This is a genomic window from Phyllobacterium zundukense (genome assembly GCF_025452195.1).
Taxonomy (GTDB): Bacteria; Pseudomonadota; Alphaproteobacteria; order Rhizobiales; family Rhizobiaceae; genus Phyllobacterium; species Phyllobacterium zundukense_A.
This window is the reverse complement of record NZ_CP104972.1, coordinates 752066-775454: the sequence shown is the minus strand read 5'-3', so window position 1 is coordinate 775454 and position 23389 is coordinate 752066. Positions and strand designations below refer to the sequence as shown.

Here is a 23389-nt window from a genome sequence, read left to right as displayed (position 1 = left end):
TTTGATTGCCTTTATTGCTGGTTTGAATTGTCGGGAACGTTGGTGCGCCAACGCGGATTGAAGATGGTTTTGTGGACATCGCGGCCGCCGACGCCTGCGCCGGCAACTGCAAAGCGATCGTCGAACAGGGAAAAACTCTGGGTTCCCCATGCAAGCGCCTCGATGCCGTCGCGTCCCCTTTCGGCGGTCGCAAAGCTCGGCAGAGCCACAAGAGCAAGCAGGCTGGCGGCAAGCGCCGGGCGATAAAACCACGTGCGGTAGCGAACCGTATTCTCGCGCGCATGTTGGAGAACGATAACGAACAGGAGCAGCGCATAGATCACGGCGTTGACGATGGCGAAGACGTAGAAGCCACGGCTGTTGTCACCGGCGTCCGGGATGAGTAACACCGGCAGGATCGAGAGAACCGCCAGGAAGCCGTAGGGTGCGAGCACGCGCAACGGCAAAGGGTCCACTTCGGAGGCTCCCTTCGGTGTGACACGGAAATCCACGAATGAACCCGTTGACCAATCGCGCAGCGCCGCCAGCGTTCCGGCCAGCGCCCAGGGCCAGCGCGCGAATAAAAACAGGGTCATTTCGACACTGAGTATTTTCGCGTCATGCGAGCGGAATGTGCCGGAAGCGCGCCAGCGATAGGCCAGCACGATCAACATGATCGCCTGGGGCATAAAATGGTTGAGGAAAGCGGGGTAGGTGACGGCAACGAAGCTATCCCCGACCACCAGCGCAATGATCGGCAAGACGAACATCAGCGCCATGAAAAGAGAAAACAGGGGATACCAGAATTGCGAGAACAGAAACTGGAATTTCAGTCGCGGCGGCAAATTACCGACAAGCCGCGGCGAATACTGCAGCAGGATCATCATCAGGCTGCGCGACCATTGAAACTCCTGCGTGATGAGATCGGCAAAGGTGCGGGGTCCGTCGCCATGTGCGATGGCGTCGAGCGCATGCACGCCGCGCCAGCCATGGGCATTCATCATCAAAGTGGTGGAATGATCTTCCGCCAATTCCGGGCCAAGGCCGCCAATTTGCTTCAATGCCGCCGTACGAACCGCATAATGCGACCCGATGCAAAGCGGGGCTAGACCGTTGTTGTAGCCGGCCTGCAGCGATCCATGCATACTGGCTTCTGCATAAAGACGTCCGCGCGCCGACCAGCTTTCATGTGCATTGCGATCGCAAATGCTGGGCGCGGAGACATAACCGACAGCCGCATCAGCGAAGGGACGCAGCATCTGAAACAGATAATCTGAATCCGGCACATGGTCGGCATCGAGCTGCACCACAAAATCATAAACGCCATAACCGTAATGGTCGTAGAAGAAGGCGAGATTGCCTTCCTTGCAGCGCGTGCGGCGCGGCCACGTCGTGCGGTGATAATCCGCGCGTCCTTTGCGCGTGGAAACGAAGACACCATGCTTCTCACACCAGGCGAGAGTTGCCGGAGAAGGATCTTCATCGGCAAGCCAGGTGTCGTGCGGTACGTCCTGGGCCAGCATGGCGCGCAATGTCTCGGCCACTACCTCGAAAGGTTCAGAGGGCGCCTTTGTTACCACCATGGCGATACGGCTTCCTGCCGGAAGTTTCAACGGGCCACTCGGGCGGCGCGCGCGGAAGAACAGGACGATGAAATATGCCGGCAGCAACGTCACCCAGGCCAGAATAGCCGTAACCAGAGCGGAGCCTGCAAGGCTCACATGGTTGGCAGGTTCAAGCCACCAGCGCCAAAAGTAGAAAATTGCTGCGGCCCACAACGCTGCACCAAGCAGATATTCTGCGCGCCGCCAGCCGGTAAAAACCGGAACCATCAAGGGTTCATCTGGGGTAGTCTCCGGTATTATCGGATGTGTTTTCATGTCCGCACCTCCAGCCCAAAGAAGGGAGCAGCCGTGCGGATGATCGTATCGAGATCGGAATAAAGCGCCTGAAACCCAAGTTTTTCCGCTGCAAGCGCCGGATCGGCATAAAGCACCGGGGGATCGCCGGCACGGCGAGCGCGCATCTCGACTGGTACGTTACGGCCCGTCAGGCGCCTGATCGCATCGAGAATCTCCTTGATAGAGGTGCCGTGTCCGGTGCCCAGATTGACGGCCAGGTTGTTGCCGCCGTTGACGAGATGTTCGACTGCCAGCACATGCGCGCGTGCCAGATCGGCGACATGGATGTAATCTCGGATGCAGGTGCCATCCGGGGTGTCATAATCGTTGCCAAAGATTTCCAGAAAGTCGATGCTGCCCGCGGCCGCCATCATGGCCCGCGGAATGAGATGCGTTTCGGGATCGTGAGTTTCGCCGATTTCTCCGTCGATATCCGCTCCGGATGCATTGAAATAACGCAGCGCCACATAGCGCAGATCATAAGCAACCGAATAATCGGCGAGCATCAGCTCCGCGATCAGCTTGGTGCGACCGTATGGGTTTATGGGGCGCTGCGTCTCGCCTTCGCGGATCGGCAGGTGATCCGGAACGCCATAGGTTGCGCAGCTCGATGAAAAGATGACATTGCGTGCGCCGGCGAGACGGCAAGCTTCCAGCAGCGACTGCGTCCCGCTCACATTGTTGCGGTAATACTTTGCCGGATGCTCGACAGATTCACCAACATAGGCGGAGGCGGCGAAATGGATCACCGCGATCGGATCGTGGTCCCCGACGACCTCGATGAGCCGCTGCGTGTCGAGAATGTCGCCTTCGACGAAAGTTCCCCAGCGCACGGATGCGCGATGCCCCGTCGAGAGATTGTCATAGACGACGGGCTCGTAACCCTGCCTGGACAAGAGCTTGGCGGTATGACTTCCAATAAAGCCCGCGCCGCCGACAACGAGTACGTTCTGCCCGCTCATCATGCCACCTCTGCGAGTTCCGCATTCGGCCTCGCCAACTGGCGTTCGAAATAGGCTATCGTCGACTTCAGGCCCTCCGTCAGCGCAATGCTCGGTGCCCAACCGAGCTCCCGCTCTGCCAGCGTAATATCGGGCCGGCGTTGGCGCGGATCGTCTGTCGGCAAAGGGTGATAGACGATTTTGGATGACGAGCCCGTCATGGCGACAATTTGTTCGGCCAGCTCACGTACGGTGAATTCACCGGGATTGCCGATATTGACCGGCGTGTGAATGGCCCGAGGGCTGTACATAAGCCGGTGAAAGCCTTCGATCAGGTCATCCACATAACAAAAGGAGCGGGTCTGCGATCCGTCGCCATAAACGGTGATATCTTCGCCCTTGAGTGCCTGGACGATGAAGTTGGATACCACCCGGCCGTCATCTGGACGCATGCGCGGTCCATACGTGTTGAAAATGCGCACGATACGAATGTCGACGCCATGCTGCTTATGGAAGTCATAGAAGAGCGTCTCGGCGGAACGCTTGCCTTCGTCATAGCAGGAGCGCGGACCGAAGGAATTGACATTGCCCCAATAGTTCTCGGGCTGAGGATGCACGTGGGGATCGCCATAGACCTCCGATGTGGAAGCCTGGAAAATCCGCGCCTGATAACGTGCGGCGAGCTCGAGAAGATTGAGTGAACCGATCACGTTGGTCTTCATCGTATGGATCGGATCGGCCTGATAGTGCGGCGGCGACGCCGGGCAGGCGAGATTGTAGATCTCGTCTACCGGCAGATCGATCGGATCGACGATGTCGTGACGGACATAGCTGAACGTGTCAAAGCGCAGGAGGTGGCGTAAATTTTCCATCCGTCCCGTGGAAAAATTGTCCACACAGACTACGGTCCGACCTTCACGCAATAGAAGATCACAAAGATGAGATCCTAGAAATCCTGCGCCACCTGCAACAAGAACCCGCCGTTTGGAGGCGCGATCAGAGCGAAAGTTTGACGAATTGAAGACGATGCTCACATAACTCTCCCAACAAAAGGAATAATAGTTGCGCCAATGCTTCATGAGAAAGAAGGAGCGTAAAAACTACTGACACTGACAGAGCTTTACCGGCTTTCTTACTGAAGCGAATTTGATGGCTTTTAATATCGTTGGGGTTGCAGCATTGCGATATCGAGGAATCCGAAAACTATTCAATACGTTCATTTTTGCAGCTATCGACAGGCGTTCGTCGTGGATTGGATGGCTAACAGATTGCATTCCGCGTTGGAAAAGAAGGTTGAAATCCACTTGAATTACTGGACCATGTTCAGATTCACTGAACGGCACTTGTTGTCCGCACCATCACCATCGCGATGAACCGACGGTCACAGGCCTGCAGGCGCAGATCGAGACTGAGGTTCGCCGTCAAATTAACCGTTCACACAGCGACGGCCTTAAAAAGCGGTCAGACGCCCAAGCCAAGAATCAATGCAGCTGCAGCCATTGGCGTATAGCTGAATGGCAATTGAACTGGCATGTCCGTTCATGGTGGTTCAGGATCGAGGGCGAACGGCAAAGCGCGCTGTTGATTCGCCGTGCCACAATGCACAGTTCTACGATGGCGAAAACCTTCGGTGCCGGCCTCTGAATCGGCGCCTTAAAATAACGAGCAATTCAAATTAAAAGAGCGGTTGAACATGCTACAAGTGGATTTCCTGACTCTGTGCATTGTAATTTTTTTGAATTGGTTAACCGTCAGCATGATGTGGGCGGGGGTTGATCTATTGGGATTTCCATCTTTTCGGAGATTTGGCAGAGGGCTTTGGGATGCTGACTATCCCGACTATAAGGCGCCAGCTTTCGGCAATTCACGTCTTGGCTGGGGGCAATGATGTCCGATAATGATGATGACTTCGATTCAGAGCCCGTTTCCCAAGAACGACGTCGCTGGCCACGCGTGTCGCAAGATCCCCTTGGTGAGGAAGAGACCAAGAAGACCGCCCTGATTCCGCTGCTTTTTGAGACGGAGTCCCTTGCGCCTTGCAAGCAGTTTCGTGCCTGGCACGAGCACATGGCGGTATTGTCGGATACGCGCCTGCCGGACGATGTTGATCCCGAGGATGGATTTGTCGCCCGGCAAGCTGTGTGGAATTTGGGCGGTATGCTGTTCGTGCAACAAACCGTTGCGGCTTTCAGCTATGAACGCTCGCCAAACATGGTGCGATTCAGTCCGATTGACCATTGGCAGATCACTTTTCTCCGTGCCGGCCGTACCTGGACCGGCATGAATGGACGTGTAGCGCAAAATGAGCCAGGCATGATTGAAATTCGCTCGCTCGGCCATCCGTTTAGCGGGCGAGCGTTGGCAACCGATTCCGTCAGTTTGATCGTTCCGGTCGACGTGTTCACTGATCGAGGTGGTTTGACGACGGCAAGCAACAACGTCGTTTTGGGTGGACACAGAGCCAATTTGCTGATCGATCATCTGTCGAGCGTTGAAGCCAACCTCGATCGCTTCACGCATGACGATCTTCCAGGTGTCAAGGACCGCTTGCGGGAAATGGTTTTCGACACGATCACACCATTAGTGGACCGTGGTGGCGGCAACGATCAGATTTCGCAGATAGGATTGATGGCGCGAGCGCGACGCTTTATTCTCAGCAATCTTGCCTCGCCCAACCTGACACCCGATGCTCTCGGCCGGGAACTGGCGATCTCGAGGACACGGCTCTATGAACTTTTCGAAATGTCCGGTGGTGTTGCGAACTATATTCGCCGCCGGCGCTTGTCCGCAGCTCATGCAATGTTGGCGGATCCCTCAGATACCCGAAAGATTGCCGAAGTTGGTTTAGCAATCGGTTTCGATTCGGCAGCAAACTTTAGTCGCGCTTTCACGCAGCAGTTCGGGTATAGCCCTAGCAACATACACAAGCGTGCCTCCGGAGACCATTCGCGCCGTGATTGGCAAACGGATAAGAAGCAAAAGATCACATTCGACAGCCTGCTGCGAACACTTGGGCTCTCTTGAGCTGCGTTGGAAACCAGAACGCCCTAAACCGGACCGCATTTGCAGGCGGTTTGACCCCAGATTTCGCTCTTTGAAGGAATGCCACAAGACGAACGGCAGCACCAAACATGCGCAGATAAAAAGCCGTGCCTGACCAGAGCCACGAGCGGTCGGCGGGGAGCCGCTTTGGCTATCTCAGATCGTCGATTTAACGATGAATATGTTTCCCCATAGTGATGAAGTCGCGTGTGATGTCGCCGACATAGCCAACGGACTTGACGTGGCTCCTCGTATCGATCGTGATGGGCGTCGAGCGCAACAATACCGCAGACCTCTTTGCACGGCCAAATGAGCCTAATATTTTGGGGTTCGCGCGGCGCCAATCAACTTCGCCTGCAAACAGGCCCCTGATGTTCGCGGTACGTGCTCCGAAATCATTCCAACTCCTATGAGCTTCACTATGACCGCTATTGGCACAAGCATCGTTAACCACGGTTATCGCCGGGCGCTGAAGGAGGCCAATCGGTATCGTCCTAATGCGCGGTCGCCGGTTGGATGGAAAGCTCTCGAACATGCAACTCAGGCAGCTGCATCTACTGTGGCCTAAAATCGGTAACTACGTATACGGAGCATGATGCGATTGTGAGATAGGTAACCGCAAGGCTACACATGAGCAACGAATAGGATGACTGATTCCGGATCAATTCACTCGAATCATGCTTGCAGATCGACGGCAAAGGGCATCACCGACGAGGAATGCGAATTTCAAAAGCCGCGATTGTCTCTGCCTTCCGCGACGGAACCGTGCTGTCAGCCATAGGATTTTCTGGGAGCGTGGCAGTTGCAGCGGTATTGGGTATTGACGGCAACCGATTACACTTGACCGTTCTTTCAGAAACACGGCTGCTGTGTTAGCGCGCGGGGTTTGCACGTCAATCGGTTCGCCGGACTCTTTGCGAACGGTGCCACGTCCAGAATTGGGCATATGCAGACGTGCTCTCAACAACCCCGATCTGTGCTTCGAAAGTCGCATAACGTCTCAAGTGGAACAGACGGCAAGGGCGGATGGCGCTCCTTTCGAAATACTCTTGCCCATCGCAGGTCGCTGACTTCGGCCCTTACGTACGCCAACGTCGTGAAGGTCCTTGGCCCCCGCAATCCTTGCAACAGGTGAGGCGCGGGAAGGGGGACGCCCCCGCCATTTTGCCCGTGTCTATCGTCAGATAATGCCCGGGACGACAAGGACGAACCAGGCAACAATGGGGCCAATGATAGCAATTAATGCACTATAGATGAGCAGCTTGCGCAGGACATCATCGCGCTCGCCTTCGGATGCATTGGCCACGACAAGAGCACCATTGGTCGAGAATGGGCTCGTATCGACAATCGTGGTCGAGATCGCGATGGCGGCGACGACACCTATGGCGCTGATATGTCCCTGCATGAGGAAGGGGACCGCCAATGGAATGATCGCGCCGAGCAATGCGGTCGAGGAGGCGAAGGCCGAAACGATCGCACCCGTAAAGCATAGGAGTAGTGCAGCCAAAAGCGGCATTCCCAACCCTGAAATACCCGATGCCACATAATCTACCGTGCCGGCTTTTTGCAACACGCCGACATAGGTGATGATGCCGGCAATCAGCAGTACCGTGGACCAGCTGACCTTGTCTATCGCAGCTTTCTGGGTTTTGGGCGACACCAGCGCCAGGGCGACAGCGACAGTGATGGCCACGAGGCCCACGTTGAATTTGAATACCAGGGCACCAATGGCAAGCGCTGTCAGACCGATCAACGTCAGCAGTCGTTCGCGAGTGAGGCCCTCGCTCGATGGAATGTACGCGCCGGAGGGTGAAACGTCGCTGCGGTGATAGGCCGGAGAGGCGGGCGTACCGCCATGGCCGACAATAGCGCGCGATGCTCCCGCCAAGTGCGTGTCCGGATCCGGCCCCGATGCGGCGGCATGCTCACGCAGGCTCTTCCAGCCACCGAAGACGAAGAAGACGACAATCGCAATAGCGAGATTGAAGAACAGGCTTGATAGAAACAGCGTCGTTGGTCCGTAGGGCAGGCCTGCTTTCTCGACGATCTGGTTGGTGATGCCGCCATAAACGCTGATTGGCGAAAAACCGCCGCCCTGCGCACCGTGAATGACCATCAAGCCCATCATGACCGGACTGATGCGATATTGCGCGGCGAAGCGCAGGGCCACCGGGGCGAGGATCGCAACAGCCGCCGGACCGAGCGCACCAAAGCCTGTAATGATTGCTGCGACCAGGAACATGACCCAGGGTATGAGTGCCATATGTCCGCGCACCAGCTGGACGGCCTTCTCGACCAGCCAGTCAATCGTTCCGTTATTTTGGGCAATTGCAAACAGGTAGGTAATGCCGACGAGCGTCAAAAAGAGATCGCTCGGGAAACCGGCGAAGATATCATTGGATGACAGTCCCATGATGAGGGAACCGACGATGAAGGCTGCCGCGAAGGCAAGCGCACCCATATTGATGGGCAGCATGGTTGCAATAACGAACATGCCAATCAGCACAAGAATGGATAAAATTTCGATATTCACGACAATAACCCTCCCTTTACGGCGCGCCAGACGACGGCCGTCTTTTCCTCATTGATGTGGCGTGAGCTCCCCTTACGCCTCGTTCGCGGCTGTCATCCTCCCGACAGCAACCTGCTCGCTTCAGTCATGCACTCGTGCGACCGGTATAAAGGTTGCAATACCGCTCGCGCAGGACGTTTTTCTGTACCTTGCCCATTGTGTTGCGCGGCAGGTCGTCAACAAAGATAATCTGTTTTGGCTGCTTGTAACGTGCAAGACGATCCCCAAGCGCATCTCGAATAGCTTGTTCATCAAGGCTTGACCCGGACTGTTTGACCACAATGGCAGTTACCCCTTCGCCGAAATCAGGGTGGGCCACGCCTATGACCGCGCATTCGACAACGCCGGGAAGCTGATCGATCTCGCTCTCGACTTCTTTTGGATAAATATTGTAGCCGCCGGAAATCACCAGATCCTTGCCGCGGCCAATGATGTGTACATAGCCTTGCGGGTCTATTTTGCCGAGATCCCCCGTGATGAAGAAACCATCGTCGCGGAATTCTGCTTTTGTCTTTTCCGGCATGCGCCAATAGCCTTTGAAGACATTCGGCCCCTTCACTTCAATCATGCCGGTCTCGTCTTGCCCCAGGATCTCGCCGGTTTCGGGTTCGCTAACGCGTACCGTGACACCTGGAAGCGGGAAGCCGACAGTCCCGGCTATCCGCTCATCGTCATAGGGATTGGAAGTGTTCATGTTGGTTTCCGTCATGCCATAGCGCTCGAGGATGGCGTGGCCGGTGCGTTCTTTGAACGCGCGATGGGTATCGGCCAGAAGCGGCGCTGAGCCGGAAATAAACAGCCTCATATTGGCCACGACCTGGCGGTTCAGTCCTTCCTGCTGGAGCAGGCGGACATAGAAGGTTGGAACACCCATCAAAGTTGTAGCACGCGGCATCAATGCCAGGATCTGCGCTGGATCGAACTTCGGCAAAAGAAACATCGATGCGCCGGAAGTTAAAATGACATTGGTGGCAACGAAAAGTCCATGGGTGTGAAAGATAGGCAGTGCATGGATCAGCCGGTCCTTCGGCGTAAAGCGCCAGTAATCCCTTAGGGTCAAGGCATTCGATAACAGGTTCGCATGGGTAAGCATCGCCCCTTTCGACCGGCCGGTTGTACCAGAGGTATAAAGAATAGCGGCGAGATCATCGGCCATTCTGTCAGCTTCAACAAAATCCGGTGTCTCATCATTTGCGAGCTCGACCAACGATCCGCCGCCGCGTTCATCCAGTGTTTCGACAAGCGCCCCATATTTGGACGCGATCGTCCTGATGCCGTCTGCAGTCTTCGGGTCGACCACGACAAGACGCGGCTCCGCATCGCTGATGAAATAATCAAGCTCGGCCAGTGTATAGGCCGTATTCAGGGGCAGATAGACAGCCCCGCAGCGGATACAGGCAAGGTAAAGCATCAGCGCCTCAGCGCTCTTTTCCACCTGAACGGCAACGCGATCGCCGGGCCTCACGCCGAGCGTGTCGATGGCGCCTGCGATCCGGCCGGACCACTCAACCATGTCGCCATAGGTCCAGCGACCCTTCGCGGTTTCGATGAAGATGGCGTCATCGGCAGCGATTGAACGACGAATGGCATCAAACAGATGATTGCTCATGAATTCACCCTTGCTGTCGCTTTGCTCTTGTCCGGCTGTTTGTTTTTCGCCCCCTTCGCGGGAGCAAGGCTGCGGCCCGGCCTGTCGTCGCGCAGCAATTTCTTGACGGCCGGTGCTGCCACGATCTCGTTGCGCTGGGCAAATGCTTCGTGATTGGTTTCGATGTCGTCGAGTTTGTAGAGGTAGTTGACCATGAGGCCGTGCGCCTGCCGCATCGCACGGCTTGACGTGTCGCCAAGAAAATTCATCCGCTCCAGCCGCGCACCATTGCCAAGGTGAAAACGGGCAACGGGGTCGATCGGGCGTCCATCTGCTGTGCGCCCATTGAGGAAATACGATGCGGCGGCGGGCATCAAGGCAGTCTTCACGGCCGCTGACCTTACCGGATCATTTGCCCATTCGGCATCGTCCAGCGCGGCGAGGGTGGCCTGATCGGCCGTACTCAGTATATCCGAGTGCTCCTTGCCTCGCTCACGTGTCAGCCAGCCAGAAAATCCCGGAACCGGTGAGAGTGTGACGAACGTATCCAGCTTGGGAAGGTCCCGGCGCAAATCTTCCACCACCTGCTTGATGAGGAAATTGCCAAAGGAGATGCCGCGCAGGCCCGCCTGACAGTTTGAAATAGAATAGAAAACGGCGGTTCTCGCATCCTGTGCCTGAATGGGCGCGCGCGTCTCGTCGAGGACGTCGGAGATGTTGTCGGGAATAGCCTTCGTCAGCGCCACTTCCACGAAGATGAGCGGGTCATCCGCGAGTTGCGGATGAAAAAAGGCGAAACATCTCCGGTCGGCAGGTGCGAGCCGCCGGCGCAATTCATCCCAGTTGCCGATCTCATGCACCGCCTCGTAGCGGATGATCTTTTCCAGAATATCGGCGGGTGTTGACCAGTCAATCGGGCGCAGGATCAGAAAACCGCGGTTGAACCAGGAGGCGAAGAGGTGGGCAAAATCGGCATCGACGGATTCAAGATCTGGCGTGTCGGCCTTAAGGCTCAACAGCCGCTCACGCATGCGGACAAGCGTGGATATGCCGCTCGGCGCAAGATTGAGGCGCCGGATCAGTTCCTGCCGGCGCGGTTCGGCGGCCTGATGAAGTTCAAGCACTGCCCGTGAGGTCCGAGCGGCACGATAGGTCTCAATCGCTGCGTCAAGCCTTGTTGAATCCGGTCCGAACTTGTCGAACAGCAGTACCATGAACTTGTGCTCTTCTTCATCGCTCAAGCGCGACCATTGCTGCAAGATTTCTGCGGCCAGCGCCATGCCGGACGCTTCGCCGCGGCTCGATAGCAGCTTTTCACACAGGCCTTGAAGACCCGAAATGCCATGGGGGAGCCGTTCCTCACGCGGGGTGAAGGCCCACAGCTTTCGGCCCCGCTCCGTTATTGTCTGCACCATATCGCTGAAGAAGGTCGTACCCGTCATCGTATGACTCCGATCCGCAGGATTGCTCAATGGCAAAAGTAGATATGTTGCATGGCAAAAGTAGATATGTTGCATCCATGCTTTGGAATGATATATAATATTTAACGTATCTTGTGTGTAGAGTCAACCATTTTGTATACAAGATTAGATGTCTTGCATTTTTTGTGAGGGACCATGGCCGAAAACATCGTACAAAAACTGCGGGATGACATCGAAAACGGTATCGTCACCAATCAGTTCGCTCCAGGTGAAAGACTGGACGAGATGCAGTTGGCGAAGCAATTCGGCGTGTCGCGAACGCCTGTCCGCGAAGCGTTGATGCAGCTTAGCGCCATCGGCCTAATCGAGATTCGTCCTCGGCGCGGTGCCGTCGTTGTCGAGCCCGGACCGCACCGGATCTATGAAATGTTCGAGGTGATGGCGGAATTGGAAGGAATGGCCGGGTCCCTCGCCGCACGCCGCCATACGGACACGGACCGGGCCGAATTGCTTGCCTCTCACGGCCGATGCGAACAATCCGCCAATGCCGATGATGCGGACACCTATTACTATGACAACGAACGGTTTCATCAGGCCATCTACACCGCGAGCCATAGCAGCTTTCTCATCGAGCAGTGTACTGCGTTGCATCGCCGCTTGCGCCCTTATCGCCGCCTCCAGCTTCGGGTGCGCAATCGTATGAAAACGTCGTATAGCGAGCATGCGGGAATCGTCGAAGCCATCCTGTCCGGAGAAGCGGAACTGGCCCGCACACTGCTCCGGCAGCATATCGCCGTGCAGGGTGATCGCTTCAGTGATCTGGTTGCAACGCTGGCGCAGCGCGAAGCGCGCGCAGGCTAGAGGTTCGGAAGGGCGTCCAGTAAGTACCTGCCCTGTCGCAAAGGCTTCTGCCGCGCGGGAGGTCATTGCCCCACTGAACGGTTATCCGCTGTCCTTGTAGACCGATCAGGCGCAAAGCGACGGGGAGCTTGGCCAGCACGCTCGCCTTGCACCAATGACTTTAGCAGTTGCGCTGGGCACTCCTGTGCCCGGCGAGTTCGAGTGTCTCCAATGCCTGCCGGATGTCATCTCTGGTGTCCTCCTGCAACGGCAAGACCGGGCGCGGTGGCTGGACGCGCGCCAGACCCAGGAGGTCGGCAATCACGGGATTGGTTGAAGCCATTCTTGAATTTTTGAAATTGTTTGAAGACTTAACCAAATTATCGGTTGGGATCGGCTCAACGTCACCATTCGCGGAGGCTATAACAGCTGCGACTTCTTCATGGGTGTTCGAAACTCGCTGCTTCTTGCCATCAATAACAAAAGCCGAACGGGCACCGGCTCCGGTTTCGTTGCTGAGTAACCTGACCGGACCTCTTGCCAAGTGTCCGTTGAACCACACCGGCTTGCCAACCGGAAGTTTCAATTGTCTCAATACTGGTAACTCGGCCTGAACAGCAGAAGCGACATACCCAAGGTCTTCCTTCACCACCATTGGTTCGTCCCAGGTGACGACCGTACCCGCTGCCGGTACGCCGTCGAGTGATCCGCCCCGAAGCTTGAGAACTCTTGTCCCATCGAGTTGGGCTTTCGTATTGTTGCCTACAAGTAAGGTCAATTCGATCATGGCTTCCCCCACCCAAAGGGGGAAATATACGTTCTTACTTGCGGCTTTGCACCCTACCCAAATGGGTACAAAGATTAACAACGCATTGTGTGATTATGGAAGTTACTTCATAGCCTCGGCCCATTGAGTGGCGACGGCCTCTGGTTCTTCTACAACCATTAAACAAAAATGACTCGGTGATTGGTTGCCTAGAGTGTGAATAGTAGTGTGACGTGCGTCGTGAAATTTCTGAACCGCAACAATCGTATTCGGATTCACGTAGATAGTTTGTCCTTGTGCGGACGTTAGTTTGAGCATGCGAGCGGCCTTCCTGCGTTAAAAAATGTTTCGGATAAAGGGTACGCCGTCGCCACCTTGAGCGTCGGCCCTAGCCTTGTCCAACAGAGTTTCTCGCCTCCTGCGTGAGCGGTTGGCAATCAGCTTAAGTGCTGTCCGCGATATGCGAAAGCGACCGCAACTTGGGCAATCAAATTCTGCGTAGTCGCCAAGGGTGGGGATCACCTCAACCGGTTCATCTGAAATAGGGCATGTCGTGCTTGTCATTGACGGCCTCCTCCAAGGCCTTGAGGGCAATCAACAGCCTATCCCATCAGAAAGCAAGCGAGTTGCTAATGGCTAGAACCAAGGAACCCGGAAAGCGTCCGCTCGAATATAAGCCGGCAACTGAAGATATCATCTGCGAGCGGATAGCAGATGGCCAGAGCGTCCGCGAGATTTGCCGTGATGACAACATGCCTGCAATGTCCACGATATCTAAGTGGCATCTGTCCGAATACGCCTGCTCGCAAGGTGCCGCGTGATCTCAACGAAGATGCCCCCCGACGTCGCCAGGGCTATTGCCGTAACCCACTCACGAGCGTTCCCGGCATCGCCGCAAGAAGGTCGAGATGTTCATTGCTCACCTCAAACGCGTTCTCCGGATGGCGCGTTTGAGGCTGCGAGATCCATGCGGTGTGCGAGACGAATTCCTGCTTGCAGCAATCGCCCAGAACCTCAGGAGACTGGCGAAACTCAGACCACCAAGGCCACCATACCGATCCTCCTCGCTCCATCCGCGCCTCGAGTTGGACGAACATGTTATCCCCTTGAAACAACACCATTAGATACCCTGTCGGAGTCCCGGCGAACCTGGCAGTCCCGATGTCGCCGGATGGATTGGACATCATGACCTCCTATGCGATTGTCGGGGTAATGCCGCCCTCGACACGAAGCGCTGCTCCGTTGGTCGCCGCCGACAGCGGGCTTGCCACATAGGCCACCAGATCGGCGATTTCTTCGGGTTCGATCATGCGTTGCAGCAGCGACGTAGAGCGTTCGTTGCGAAAGAATTCGGCTTCCATCTCCTCGGGCGGTAAAGACGGGTCACTGGCGACGCTCTTCAGGAAGTCGACGATGCCTTCGGATCGGGTAGGGCCGGGAAGGATCGAGTTTACCGTTACGCCCGTCCCCTTCGTCAACGCTGCCAAGCCGCGCGATATGGCGAGTTGCGCCGTTTTCGTCATGCCGTAATGGATCATGTCCGGCGGAACAACAAGACCGGATTCGCTGGCGATGAAGATGATCCGTCCCCAATTTCGTTCCAGCATGTCTGGAAAATATTGACGAGCAAGACGCGCACCGCTGAGCACGTTTACCTCGAAGAATTTCAGCCAATCCGCGTCAGTGATCTCGGTGAAGGGTTTGGATTCGTAAATGCCGAGGTTGTTGACGAGGATATCCACGGTCGGGACTACCCGATGCAGAACGGCAGCCCCTTCGGCGGTCGCAGCATCTGCGAGCACGGCGCGGATGCCCGGCGCGACTTTGGAAGTCGTCGCAGAGGTGATGATCTTTGCTGCCTCATCCAGCTTGGCCTGTGATCGGCCGACAATGACGACGTCCGCCCCTTCAGCCGCTAGCCGCTTGGCGATTGCTAGCCCGATTCCTGCGGTAGATCCAGTCACAAGAGCTGTCTTGCCTGTCAATTTCAGGTCCATGGGAGTTTCTCCTAGATTGGGTATTACGCATAGATAATCATCATCGACGGAAGTTTGAGTAAACGTGCCCCATAGCGTGATGACTCGCAATCATCAGCTGCAAAAACACTGATAACGAAGTCGTGGGGAGAGCTAATCGTCTCTAGCACAGGGGATAATTCCATCAGCAAGTGCATTTTCACCGGACGATATTGATCGATCTATCGCCATATTCTGGGCAGCCATCCGTCGGGTCCGCCTACTGGATCCGACACAGCAGCCGAGAGGCCTTTCATTTGCGCGGTCATTGCGGCGGTCGGTGCTTCGCGGCAAAAATTAGCTGTCTGATCTGGAGGATACGCGCCGACAACAAGAAAATCGGGGTTTGCCTCCAGGCGGCAGTGGCCCGTGCCCACCGGAAGCACAAGCACGTCACCCGCTGTCACACTCACCTCTTGCCCATCGGGTCCGCCGAGCATTAGCCTTGCGCTGCCGTCGGCGACGCCCAAGACTTCGTGTGCCGTCGAATGATAGTGATGAAACGGATAAACGCCGTTTCGCCACTGGGGTGGCCAATCATTGCGCCGAAACATGTATTCCAGCGCTTCCGCGGCGTCTTCTCCCTTTGAAACCATCACGTTGTGATAGATCAGCACTGAGAACCGCTGATTGTTGGGCACCCAGCTGCTGCGGCTGAGTTGCAAGGTTTCGGGCTTGCCGATTTTTGGCCGCAGTTCGGTCATGGTGGGCACTTCTTCACCGCCGCCTTCGGCGCTCGATCGACCGCGCTTGTCGCCGGGCCAATCGCAGCTCACCCAAGGTCGGTTGCCACCATCCGCGTGACTCCTCCTTCCGCTCGGATTCAGGACGAGCGGGCCATGTTGCGACGAGCTCCGCAAGCGTCGGCAATCGCCACGTGCCCCACACGTAGTTGGACATGCCGGTCGCAGCATGCGGGTAAAATGACGCCAGCGTGGTTGGGTCGACCAACTCCCCGGATACGTCCGTAAATGTCACGATGCCATACCGTTCGGTCATCAACGGACGCCCGAGTGGCGGCAGATCTTCCGAGGGAAGGGGATACCGTCGGCGTCGCCGTTCCGCATGGCGAAGCTGAGCAGCCTTATAACTGGACGACTTCTTCTGCAACTCCAGCCGCCGCTTGCGTTCCTCCGGCTCGTTGCGACGAGCGGCAGCCTCTATGGTGGTCCATCGTTGCAGCAATTCTTCATAAGATCGGAACGGAATGCGCCATGCCCGCAATTCCTCGTCCCAGTGCGCCCATGGGATCGCCCGCATTTGCTCGACAACAGTCTTCGAATAGGGTGTTCTAACGCGCAAATCTTCGGCCGCTTCCAGATAAGCGCTGGTGATGGGCTCAAACGCATACGCGTCCCGGCCTTTAGCGTCGGCGTGCGGTAGTGCTTGATCAGCTTCGCGTGCCAGCCATCGGTCCAGACGACTCGCAGCAGTTTTGCCCGGCACAAACCAAGCTCGCTTGTCGTCGCTCCATCGTGCACGCGGGAACGCTTCACGGAACCGTTCAACCGTCATGCGGTCGTAAGGAAAGGCGGCCAGCGTCCCAAGCTTCCGTTTCTTGCTGCTGGAACCAGGGTTGGTCAAGATAATAACCTTCATGACATCTACATTGGGCATGCAACGTCTGAAGGCCGCCACGAGTTGCCAATATCGGCATTGGCGTGCTGGCCCCGTCGGAATCCGGAACAATCGCCTTCGTTCATGCTTTAAGAAGCGGATGCACACCGCTACCGGAGCGCTTGGGATGCGTGATTTCTCGCGTGCGCGGAACCGAATGGTAGATGTTCCCTCATGTTCTGCAGGCGATGCGCCGCGTGCCGCGCGAAGCTTTTGTGGATCCGGGACTTGAAGAGTTTGCCTATGAAGACAGCCCCTTATCTATAGGCGAGGACCAACCCATTTCGCAGCCCTACGTCGTTGCGCTAATGATCGAGGCCGCGGATTTGATGTCTGGAGAAACGGTCCTCGATGTCGGTGCAGGATCCGGCTATGCGGCGGCGGTGGCCAGCTTGATCGCTAAGCGTGCGTTTGCCATCGAGCGACATCGCACCCTTGGCGAATCCGCCCGCGATCGGTTGCAGGATCTCGGCTACGACAACATCGATCTGCGTATTGGTGACGGCACGAAGGGATGGCCAGAGGCCGCACCCTTCGTGGTCATTCTGGTCGCTGCGGGCGAGCCAGAGTGCCTGCGGCGCTGAAGGAGCAGTTGGCCATTGGTGGCCGCTTGGTAATGCCAGTCGGCCTTGACGAACGGAGTCAGACGCTTTGCGAACTAACTCGTACGAGCGAAACCGACTTTGAGCGGGAAGACCTCGGCTCGGTGATGTTCGTCCCCTTGATCAGCGAGTAGAACTGGTCAGAGGAGAGCGTCCCGTCACTGCAGCCCAGGTAGCCGTGCAGAGGTGATCGCAGCTCGGCATCGTTTTCGCCCTTCAATTAGATAGCCGTGTCAGGCGATGATCGATACGGAAATGCCTGCGAAGAAACCGACGAGGATCGGGCGCGAAAGGAATGTTGCCACGACGCCGAGTCGCAACAGGCGAGCTGCGAGGCATATGGCTCCAACGACGAGGGCGATCAGCGATGCAACCATGGCTCGATCTACCGCTGCGTCCGCCGGCAGGGAGACGACGATCGATGTCACGGCCGCGGCCAGCACGGTCATGGTTGCCGCGTCCGGTCCGACAATCAGTATCCTGGAAGGACCGAACCATCCCCGTTTTCAGAAGCCTGAGGTGATATCGGGCCAGTTGGCTACCGAGCGATATATCGGCCGGGCTCGCGGTCGCCGCAGTTGGCTTGCCAAGTGCCATTGCCTACCCGGCGATTGTGGGCCTGCCTCTGGAAACGGGGCTATATGCAAGCATAGCGGCTCCGATAGGCTACGCGCTGTCAAGGTCATGGCCTGGACCTCTGGCTGGTGGCAACTATCATTGTCAATGCTCCAGGAAACGCTTCTGATCCGGCTGCTCATTCGCAGTTTCAACGACGCAGTTATAGTCTGCGCGGATCTGGCGTTCCCGCAGCTTCATGCATGCGTTCCGGCGGAGCAAGTACGTTAGGGTAACAACTCTCCAACGGCTGAGCTCCTGAAGGCTGGCTTGGTGTCATTGCGGTGCCGCTCGGTGCGTTTGCCGCTCCGACCGCCGATACCGCCACATTACAACGGCGAGCCAGCAGCACCGACGGCAGCCGCTCCGCGCGGCGTGGGATTCCGAGTGCTGTTGCGACCAAGTTTTCCAATGAAAGCGCAGGTAGGGCGCGCATGCACACGTGCCTGGAACAATACTATGTCAACAAACAGAACAACTCTCTTGGTGGACTGAAATGGATTCAGAAGGGCGGTGGCTATTACAGCGGTGCAATTCCCGGCTCAAGAGTTAATCAAAAGGGTAACAAGCGGGCCACAGTGGTCCGCTTGGCACAATTCATTCGAGAGGGATACCTAATTCCTGACGAACTTTCTTCGTGAGGCCCGCTGTAACAAGCAGGTACGATCGACGCAGATAGGCCTGGAGTTCGGCATTGCTGAGATCAACCTCCCTCGGCACGCAGACCCATTGCCCCTTGGCGAAGTAGGGAGCCTGCCTGACACCCTCGATGCCGGTTAGCACGACGAAGCTATCCTTTCGACACTTGAACACGATGCTGTGCAGATCCGGGGATGTCAGCCTGAGAAGCGTGAATACCTTGCCTCCTACTTTTGCCACCCGGGATCCCCACTGCTCGACGAGGGAGACACTGGGAAGCGAAGTCGTGAAGCTCTCGAAGCTCCGAGGTTCGAATAAGCTCATGATGCGCCTCCAACCACCCTGGCGGTGGTTCTTGTTCTGACCGCAGAAGATTCAGGGCGGTTCGTATCGCCGTGATTTGACGGTCGATGGCAAATGGCATATGGCGTCGTAGTCCTCCGGAGAACCTGAAATCAGGACCTCGGAGCCTAGCAGAGCGGCTGGCTCGGCCGCAAGGCCGGCCGCGGCCCTCTACGGCTATGCGGCCCAACATGCGGTGCCCACGCGGTAGACCTGCGATCCTTGGCGGGCAATAAGCCAATTGGCCCCGGAGGCCACCGTAGGCCGTGTGCTGCTGCGTCCCGATGCCGGCGAGGCTTTATCGGCTTGCAGTCCGGGGCAAACATGCTGGTCTCGACCGTCCCACGCCCCGGTCCATGGGGACGCGCGCATCCCCGCGGCTATAAAGCAGCAACACTGGAACCGAGAGCTGTGGCAGCAAGTCGGTTGCGGTCGATGTCTTCGATCACCTGAAGAAGGCACACTGCGGTTTCAGTCGTGTCTGCTATAATCAGCGACGTGATTTCCCGCACAGCGGAGACCCCGGATGGAGCAAGGTGTCAAGAACGAGTGGGTGGAGTGGCATTGTGGCCAGCCAATCGACGTCGGGCCGGCTCCTGTTGAGCATCCCTGGGTGGCCGACTACACCCGCTGGCTGACCGGCCCCAGAGCCCGCCTGCTGGATTCGGAGAAGCTGTTCGATGGGCTTTGTGGGCGGCTGACTGAGGCCGGCGTGCCGATCGATCGCTGCGTGCTCCTTTTTAAGACGCTGCATCCGGTCTATCCCGGACACAACTACTTCTGGACGCGTGAGCGCGGCACGTGGCTTGTGCCGCTCAGCCATGACTTCGACAATTCTGAACGGATGCTCGTTTCCCCCTATCAGGAGGCGCTCGACCGCGGTACGGCGGTCCGCTTCGATGTTTCGCACGGCACCGAAACGCGCATGCCAATTCTCAACGAACTTGCCCACGAAGGCTACCAAGAGCTGGTCTGCGAGCTCATACCGTTCACTTTCGGCCAGACGCCGGGGATAACATTCGCCACGAAGGCCGCCTCGGGCTTTACTGCGGAGGCGACCGCCTTGTTGCGCGCGGCGGTTCCGCCGATGGCGACACCCCTCGAGGTACGCGCCCAACGCCTCACCCTCGGCGCAGTTTTGCGGACATATCTCGGCGCGGCCCCCGGCAGCAATGTGCTCGACGGGTTAATCCAGCGCAACGACGTACGCCGCCTTACCTGCGCCATCCTGCTCGCCGACCTACGCGGCTTCACCGAAAAGGCCGAGCGTTGGCCGTCCGACTCGCTTTTGGCCGCCCTGTCCAGCTATTTCGAGTTGCTTGATAGGGCTGTACGCCGCTTCGGCGGCGACATCATCAAGTTCATGGGCGACGGCGTCTTGGCCATCTTTCCCGTGGAGGAGGCCGGTAGCTCGGGCGTTGCCTGTCAAAGGGCGCTTGATGCCGCGCTGACGGCGCGCATGCAGCTTCCGTCGATCAATGCGGAGAGACGCGTCCGCGGCGAGGAGCCGATTGACTTCGGCTGCGGCTTGCACATTGGCGAGGTCGCATATGGAAACATCGGCAGCATGGAACGCCTTGACTTCACGGTGATCGGGACCGCGGTCAATGTGGCCAGCCGCATCCAGGACTTTTGCAAGACGCTGGCCCAACCGGTACTGTTGACGGCCGACATCGCCGCCGAAGTGGGCACGCCGCTCGTCTCCTGCGGCAAACACCGGATCCGCGGTATCACAACGCCTGTTCGGCTTTTTGCGCCTGCTGATGCGGACGCCATCGGGACAGGTTCTCTGCAATCTGCCTAACTGCCAGCAAGAAATCGTGCCAATCAGTTCTTGGCGGAAACAATCTGATCGGTACGCCAGCTCAAGATATGACTCCTGCTTCGACGAGCGAATGTTGCCCGCCTGAAACTTCGTGTCTAAGAGGATCAGGTTTGACAAACTTTGCCAAACTCAGTTAATCTGGGCGCAAATGGAGGCTTGAATGGCTACTATGAACGTGTCTCTACCGGATCCAATGAAAGATTGGGTCGAAGCCCAGGCAAGGACCGGGCGATACTCCAATGCGAGTGACTATGTGCGCGATCTGATTCGAAGGGACCAAACGCGTAGCGATAAGATTGTTGCCATGCAACGCTTCGTCGATGACGGCCTCAAAAGTGGTGTTGGCAGCCGGTCGAAGGACGAGCTCTTCGCTGCGGCTGCCGCGCGCACGGAAACGGCGCGCGGCAGCAAATAATGCGTTTTAGCCTTTCTGTCGAAGCGGAAGAAGACATCATTGTCATCACCGAGCAAGGTATCCGCATGTTCGGAACTCTACAGGCCAGGCGGTACCATGACGACTTGTTCGCGGTACTTGAACTGATCGCCGCGAATCCCCGAATGGCGCGTGAGCGCGAAGAGATTTCGCCGCCGGTCAGGATCCATCCGTTCAAAGCCCATCTGATTGTCTGCCGCATCCAAGAGAACGGAACCATTTTCGTGATTCGAATACGCCATGGACATGAAGATTGGGCCAGCGAGCCTGCTTAGGGTCCGCCGATTGAACAGACAAGCGCAGTTGCTTTCAGAGTAATCACCGTTAGGAGTGTAACAGACGGCCCGACATCCTTAAGCTGCCGTATGCCACTGAATCATCCCGCATATTGCTTCGGATCGATGGTTCAATTTCCATCAAGGCGTGGCATTTAAAGTGAGCTTTCCAATGAGCCCTGGATAGCACATCTAACCATTATTGCGGCAACTAAACTAATGTTATCAATGACCGGGATGGGGCCGAAGACTGCCAGCTTTTGGGTCGTTTCCATTGAATAGCTGTCGCTCAGCTACCGGCCTCAAAGCGGACCTGCTGCATCGGCGCGATCCGTTGGGCGAGTGTGTGATCAAGCAGGAACGTAGGTTAACCTAATCACGTCCGCGCCGATTAAGTCGCTGGCCACAAGGCGGAGCGGTGGCCGTGGGCCGGCAAAAAATGGCTTGCCGCGACCAAGCGCGACGGGGTGGAAGTAGAGCCGATACTCATCGATAAGGCCAAGGTCCGTCAGGCTTTGTGCCAGCTCTGGTCCGGAAACTGAAATCTCCCCAACGAGCTGAGTCTTCAGGCCACGTATCGCCACCGCGATGTCATCCTCGACAAGTGTGGCGTTGGGGCCGACCGACTTCAACGAGCGCGACACGACCCACTTCGGTTGGCTCCGCCACGCCATCGCGAAGTCGTGTTGCTCCGCACTCCATGCAGGACGGTCTTCGTCCCAATAGCGCATGACCTCGTACATGCGGCGGCCGTACACACTGCCTGTCAGGCCGCGGACGTGCCCTATCCAGTGACGAAACAGTTCGGGATCCGGCGCAAATTCCTGGTGGTCGACATAGCCGTCCAGGGACTGGTTCATTCCAAAGACGATCCTTGCCATGCAGCTAAGTCTCCAACCCAGGTCTTTTTGACTGTTTTGACTCGTTGTAGCGTAGAAGAGAGGTTGGGCACAAACTATCGTCACTTTGGCAAATGTAGCAAATAATCAGAGGCCGTTTAACGCTTGGTCAGACCAGTGGCATCACCTTGGCGCCGAGGGCGAACGGCAGCCTACGGAATGACATCGATCAGAAGCGGCCGTTTCGCATCGTCCTTGAACACACATTCTAACCACTTCTGTCGGCTTCCAAAACCGGGTATTTAAACACGTCACGCGTCAGCAACGGGAATTTGTTCTGATCGGTAATTGTTACAGCATCTAGGGCGTTCGCTCCAAAGCGGGCGACTTCAGTTGCATTACCTGTGACCAGCAGCAACTGGTATCGCACACTCCGTCATCCGGGTACGATGCATAGCTGAGAACGGGCGCGGTTGCCGCGTCGGACCACCTACTCAGGAGGGCAATATGAAATCGCAAACCGTGAGAGTTATGGCCGCGGCCGAGGAAGATCTGGCGGTCGAAACGGTCATGCTGGCGTTTGCAGCGGACCCCATGGCGCGATGGACCTGGCCGCATGCACACCAGTACCTTGCGGCGATGCCGCGAATGATCCGGGCGTTCGGGAGTAGCGCGTTCTCTGGGGGAACTGCCTTTTGCACCGACGGCTACGCCGGAACTGCGCTGTGGCTATCGCCCGGCGCGCATTCCGACGAAGAAGGGCTTGGTACGGTGCTCGAGACCACAGTTGCGCGCTCACTTGCTCCCGAAACAACGGCCATATTCGAGCAAATGGCCAAGTACCACCCGAGCGAACCACACTGGTACCTGCCCCTGATCGGCGTAGACCCGGCGCATCAAGGCGAAGGTCATGGTGACGCCTTGATGGCGTACGCACTCGCACGGTGTGATCTCGATCGCGCGCCAGCCTATTTGGAATCCTCGAATCCGCGCAACATTCCGTTCTATCGACGCTATGGCTTCGAACCTCTCGGCGCGATCCAGGTCGGTTCGTCGCCGACGCTCGTCCCGATGCTGCGACGGGCGCGTTGAACTTGAATTCGTTGTGGCCCAGGGGCGCCGTGCGCGGCTCCGCCG

General features: G+C 57.1%; 19 protein-coding genes and 5 pseudogenes. 11 read left to right on the top strand and 13 right to left on the bottom strand.

Features of this window, described 5'->3' with window-relative positions:
• Nucleotides 1–11: 11 nt before the first annotated feature.
• From N8E88_RS11295 to N8E88_RS11285, 3 genes are read right to left on the bottom strand one after another with little or no spacing between them, the layout of a single operon-like run.
• Nucleotides 12–1859: a glycosyltransferase gene (locus N8E88_RS11295; protein ID WP_262291820.1), complete on the bottom strand. Its 1848-nt coding sequence runs from the start codon at nucleotides 1857–1859 to the stop codon at nucleotides 12–14.
• The gene (gene galE, locus N8E88_RS11290) at nucleotides 1856–2842 is read right to left on the bottom strand and encodes a UDP-glucose 4-epimerase GalE (RefSeq protein ID WP_262292415.1); all 987 of its coding nucleotides are present in this window, start codon (nucleotides 2840–2842) and stop codon (nucleotides 1856–1858) included. Before galE ends, N8E88_RS11295 begins: the two co-directional genes overlap by 4 nt.
• Nucleotides 2842–3855 (bottom strand): UDP-glucuronic acid decarboxylase family protein, encoded by a 1014-nt coding sequence (locus N8E88_RS11285; protein WP_262291819.1) that lies wholly within the window; start codon nucleotides 3853–3855, stop codon nucleotides 2842–2844. The genes galE and N8E88_RS11285 overlap by 1 nt, the downstream gene beginning before the upstream one ends.
• An 850-nt stretch (nucleotides 3856–4705) precedes the next feature.
• On the opposite strand from N8E88_RS11285, the gene N8E88_RS11280 reads away from it, so the two are divergent.
• Entirely contained in the window at nucleotides 4706–5845 is a 1140-nt protein-coding gene (locus N8E88_RS11280) for a helix-turn-helix domain-containing protein (RefSeq protein ID WP_262291818.1), read from the top strand.
• Between the two features lie 1198 nt (nucleotides 5846–7043).
• On the opposite strand, the gene N8E88_RS11270 is transcribed toward N8E88_RS11280, so the two are convergent.
• The 3 genes from N8E88_RS11270 to N8E88_RS11260 all read right to left on the bottom strand — a co-directional run bounded on the left by N8E88_RS11270 (nucleotide 7044) and on the right by N8E88_RS11260 (nucleotide 11465).
• Nucleotides 7044–8396, bottom strand: a complete 1353-nt coding sequence (locus tag N8E88_RS11270) for an SLC13 family permease (RefSeq protein WP_262291817.1) — start codon at nucleotides 8394–8396, stop codon at nucleotides 7044–7046.
• 124 nt (nucleotides 8397–8520) lie between these two features.
• A complete protein-coding gene (locus tag N8E88_RS11265) occupies nucleotides 8521–10044 on the bottom strand; it encodes a malonate--CoA ligase (RefSeq protein WP_262291816.1) in 1524 nt (507 codons plus the stop codon).
• Complete coding sequence (locus N8E88_RS11260) at nucleotides 10041–11465, bottom strand: malonyl-CoA decarboxylase (RefSeq protein ID WP_262291815.1); 1425 nt, start codon at nucleotides 11463–11465, stop codon at nucleotides 10041–10043. The genes N8E88_RS11265 and N8E88_RS11260 overlap by 4 nt, the downstream gene beginning before the upstream one ends.
• Before the next feature lie 174 nt (nucleotides 11466–11639).
• Here N8E88_RS11260 and N8E88_RS11255 point away from each other — a divergent pair, with 174 nt between their 5' ends.
• Entirely contained in the window at nucleotides 11640–12305 is a 666-nt protein-coding gene (locus N8E88_RS11255; RefSeq protein ID WP_262291814.1) for a GntR family transcriptional regulator, read from the top strand.
• Between the two features lie 160 nt (nucleotides 12306–12465).
• Here N8E88_RS11255 and N8E88_RS11250 read toward each other — a convergent pair whose 3' ends face one another.
• Nucleotides 12466–13071 carry a hypothetical protein gene (locus tag N8E88_RS11250; protein ID WP_262291813.1) on the bottom strand — a complete coding sequence of 202 codons (606 nt, stop codon included), beginning with the start codon at nucleotides 13069–13071 and terminating at the stop codon, nucleotides 12466–12468.
• 527 nt (nucleotides 13072–13598) lie between these two features.
• On the opposite strand from N8E88_RS11250, the gene N8E88_RS31810 reads away from it, so the two are divergent.
• Nucleotides 13599–13871 (top strand): terminase small subunit-like protein, encoded by a 273-nt coding sequence (locus tag N8E88_RS31810; RefSeq protein ID WP_410010561.1) that lies wholly within the window; start codon nucleotides 13599–13601, stop codon nucleotides 13869–13871.
• Nucleotides 13837–14174 (top strand): annotated as a pseudogene (locus tag N8E88_RS11245) (transposase); the annotation flags it as partial. The gene N8E88_RS31810 and the pseudogene N8E88_RS11245, both read left to right, overlap by 35 nt.
• Before the next feature lie 69 nt (nucleotides 14175–14243).
• On the opposite strand, the gene N8E88_RS11240 reads toward N8E88_RS11245, so the two are convergent.
• From N8E88_RS11240 to N8E88_RS11230, 3 genes are all read right to left on the bottom strand, one after another.
• A complete protein-coding gene (locus tag N8E88_RS11240) occupies nucleotides 14244–15047 on the bottom strand; it encodes an SDR family NAD(P)-dependent oxidoreductase (RefSeq protein ID WP_262291812.1) in 804 nt (267 codons plus the stop codon).
• 200 nt (nucleotides 15048–15247) lie between these two features.
• Nucleotides 15248–15769, bottom strand: a complete 522-nt coding sequence (locus N8E88_RS11235; protein WP_262291811.1) for a cupin domain-containing protein — start codon at nucleotides 15767–15769, stop codon at nucleotides 15248–15250.
• A gap of 13 nt (nucleotides 15770–15782) precedes the next feature.
• Nucleotides 15783–16664 (bottom strand): hypothetical protein, encoded by an 882-nt coding sequence (locus N8E88_RS11230; RefSeq protein ID WP_262291810.1) that lies wholly within the window; start codon nucleotides 16662–16664, stop codon nucleotides 15783–15785.
• Between the two features lie 145 nt (nucleotides 16665–16809).
• Here N8E88_RS11230 and N8E88_RS11225 point away from each other — a divergent pair.
• Nucleotides 16810–17415 (top strand): annotated as a pseudogene (locus N8E88_RS11225) (protein-L-isoaspartate(D-aspartate) O-methyltransferase); the annotation flags it as partial.
• Nucleotides 17416–17523: 108 nt separating this feature from the next.
• On the opposite strand, the pseudogene N8E88_RS11220 reads toward N8E88_RS11225, so the two are convergent.
• A pseudogene (locus N8E88_RS11220) lies at nucleotides 17524–17778 on the bottom strand (SulP family inorganic anion transporter); the annotation flags it as partial.
• Nucleotides 17779–17834: 56 nt separating this feature from the next.
• On the opposite strand from N8E88_RS11220, the pseudogene N8E88_RS11215 reads away from it, so the two are divergent.
• Together N8E88_RS11215 and N8E88_RS11210 are read left to right on the top strand one after the other, a co-directional pair.
• Nucleotides 17835–17960, top strand: a pseudogene (locus N8E88_RS11215) (SulP family inorganic anion transporter); the annotation flags it as partial.
• A 272-nt stretch (nucleotides 17961–18232) separates the two neighbouring features.
• Nucleotides 18233–18452: pseudogene (locus N8E88_RS11210) on the top strand (antifreeze protein); the annotation flags it as partial.
• Between the two features lie 44 nt (nucleotides 18453–18496).
• Here N8E88_RS11210 and N8E88_RS11205 read toward each other — a convergent pair.
• On the bottom strand, nucleotides 18497–18862 hold the full coding sequence (locus N8E88_RS11205) for an MmcQ/YjbR family DNA-binding protein (protein WP_262291809.1): 366 nt from the start codon (nucleotides 18860–18862) through the stop codon (nucleotides 18497–18499).
• Nucleotides 18863–19406: 544 nt separating this feature from the next.
• Between N8E88_RS11205 and N8E88_RS11200 the strand changes: the two genes are divergently transcribed.
• From N8E88_RS11200 to N8E88_RS11190, 3 genes are all read left to right on the top strand, one after another.
• On the top strand, nucleotides 19407–20684 hold the full coding sequence (locus N8E88_RS11200) for an adenylate/guanylate cyclase domain-containing protein (RefSeq protein ID WP_262291808.1): 1278 nt from the start codon (nucleotides 19407–19409) through the stop codon (nucleotides 20682–20684).
• A gap of 181 nt (nucleotides 20685–20865) precedes the next feature.
• Complete coding sequence (locus N8E88_RS11195; protein ID WP_262291807.1) at nucleotides 20866–21120, top strand: type II toxin-antitoxin system ParD family antitoxin; 255 nt, start codon at nucleotides 20866–20868, stop codon at nucleotides 21118–21120.
• Complete coding sequence (locus N8E88_RS11190) at nucleotides 21120–21413, top strand: type II toxin-antitoxin system RelE/ParE family toxin (protein ID WP_262291806.1); 294 nt, start codon at nucleotides 21120–21122, stop codon at nucleotides 21411–21413. The genes N8E88_RS11195 and N8E88_RS11190 overlap by 1 nt, the downstream gene beginning before the upstream one ends.
• Before the next feature lie 350 nt (nucleotides 21414–21763).
• Here the strand turns inward: N8E88_RS11190 and N8E88_RS11185 are convergent, their stop codons facing one another.
• The gene (locus tag N8E88_RS11185; RefSeq protein ID WP_262291805.1) at nucleotides 21764–22294 is read right to left on the bottom strand and encodes a dihydrofolate reductase family protein; all 531 of its coding nucleotides are present in this window, start codon (nucleotides 22292–22294) and stop codon (nucleotides 21764–21766) included.
• Between the two features lie 465 nt (nucleotides 22295–22759).
• Here N8E88_RS11185 and N8E88_RS11180 point away from each other — a divergent pair, with 465 nt between their 5' ends.
• Entirely contained in the window at nucleotides 22760–23344 is a 585-nt protein-coding gene (locus N8E88_RS11180) for a GNAT family N-acetyltransferase (protein WP_262291804.1), read from the top strand.
• Nucleotides 23345–23389 lie beyond the last annotated feature (45 nt).